The 1,633-nt window shown below is 43.5% G+C and carries 3 protein-coding genes; 1 reads left to right on the plus strand and 2 read right to left on the minus strand.

The window, feature by feature from the left end; translation table 11 throughout:
* Window positions 1–153: 153 nt before the first annotated feature.
* Complete coding sequence (locus tag FE394_RS18170) at window positions 154–291, plus strand: hypothetical protein (protein WP_319927743.1); 138 nt, start codon at window positions 154–156, stop codon at window positions 289–291.
* Between the two features lie 89 nt (window positions 292–380).
* Here the strand turns inward: FE394_RS18170 and FE394_RS18175 are convergent, their stop codons facing one another.
* Both FE394_RS18175 and FE394_RS18180 read right to left on the minus strand, forming a co-directional pair.
* Window positions 381–785 carry a hypothetical protein gene (locus tag FE394_RS18175; RefSeq protein WP_319927744.1) on the minus strand — a complete coding sequence of 135 codons (405 nt, stop codon included), beginning with the start codon at window positions 783–785 and terminating at the stop codon, window positions 381–383.
* A partial coding sequence (locus FE394_RS18180; protein WP_319927745.1) for an RHS repeat-associated core domain-containing protein occupies window positions 782–1,633 on the minus strand: 852 nt, incomplete at its 5' end. The genes FE394_RS18180 and FE394_RS18175, both read right to left, overlap by 4 nt.

Consider the following 1,633-nt stretch of genomic DNA (forward strand, 5'->3'; position numbering starts at 1 on the left):
CCAGCGTTTCCCTGAAAAATTGGGTGGCCTGTCCCGCCGACTGATGTGCCAGCAAACTGGTCGCGGTATAGCGGCTGGCAAGAATAAAGCCATTGGCTCTTTCTCGTACGTTTTCCCGCTCCAGTGCATCATGCTGGAATATCAGTGGCGTTTATGGATGGCTGTCTGGTATTGATCCCCGACAGTGACGAGACGAACAGCCTCAAACAGCAATACCAGCGCCAGCGCGAGCAAATCAGAGAAATTAAGCTGAGAATGCGGGAACTGATTGGTGAGTACAAAAGCCGCTAAGGGCAGGGAATGAGCCGCTCTTAACAGAACAAAGCCGGAAGATCACGGGGATCTTTCCGGCATTATTTAAGCTAATAAATCAGTTGTTCTTACAATGATTCAAACCATTGAGAATGAAATTTTCTTTGCTCTTCTGGAGTAACATCAACATCTTTATCTTCTAAATCAAATATATGAATCTGATTTTCAGGTAATCCAGGCTGACCTAATGTAGTTTCATAAGCGACTATACCATCTGACATATCCCTTGACATGGCAGACGGATACACATTTATTTTTGCTCCTTTGCAAAGAAAAATGATATTTTTTAATTGGTTTCTTAAATCTGCAAAACATGAAAAATAATCAGTATCATTTGATTCTGCCAATTGATTATTATTATGAAATATTTTTAAACAGCAATGCCTACTCGGAGAAGTAATCATATGTAATTCAGCTTCTTCCATTTTTCCATTGAGTATTATTTTGATTTTTCTTTTATCAACCTCTGTCATTTTCCATACCTTTTTGGATTTAGAATAGTATAGTCCCACATTTCTCCATCGGCATTGACTGCTTTTGCACCTAATGCTTTGTTTACATCTATACCGTGATTGGTTTTCATGGTGTACATATAGCCACTTTTTTGTCCATATTTTGTTGCAAAACTAATGGATTTTGTCGGGTCAATGGTAGTACTTACGAAATCGCTCGGAGGTGCTCTATTATCTAATGCGTGTTTATACAAATCCTTACTTGGCCCAAGCGTTTCAAATCCCTTATCAAAAATTTCAGTGAAGCTCCGTGTATCTCCACGATAAGTTATGATGTAATCGCCTTTATTCCCAACTCCGCCCGCCAGACCGTAAGGATCTACCCACTTAGCCGGATTATGGACATACCCATACGGATTAAACCCGCCCAACAGCCCTATCGGGTCTGCCGAAATATACTGCGCGGTCTCCGGCGAATAATACCGAAAGCGGTTATAGTATAATCCACTTTCCTCATCCTCATATTGCCCTGCGAACCGTAAATTACAGCCCACATGATAATCCGGATTATTGGACGCGATAACCTGCGATTTCTCGGCTTTGCCCCATGTTGTCAGCCGCTGCGCCCAGACCAGTACCCCTTCCTCGGACAACATCTCGCGCGGCGTACCCTGATGGTCACTAACAATATAGTGTAGCTTGCCTTTTTCAAAGCGGGCTGATGGCGTGAGGGTACTTGGTTCGTAGAGCCAGCGGATACGTTGATTTTCCACTGGTGTGCCATCAGCGTAAATCGGCACTTCTTCGATAAGCTGATCGCCGCTCCACAGATATTCCTGCCCCATGATGGCATCGGCTCTTGGCGCTAA

The organism is Xenorhabdus littoralis (genome assembly GCF_033949345.1).
GTDB classification, from domain to species: domain Bacteria; phylum Pseudomonadota; class Gammaproteobacteria; order Enterobacterales; family Enterobacteriaceae; genus Xenorhabdus; species Xenorhabdus littoralis.

Bases quoted from the DNA above. Each gene is read 5' to 3' on its own strand.
- FE394_RS18175 (WP_319927744.1), bottom strand. From the start codon at position 785: ATGACAGAGGTTGATAAAAGAAAAATCAAAATAATACTCAATGGAAAA.
- FE394_RS18170 (WP_319927743.1), top strand. From the start codon at position 154: ATGGATGGCTGTCTGGTATTGATCCCCGACAGTGACGAGACGAACAGC.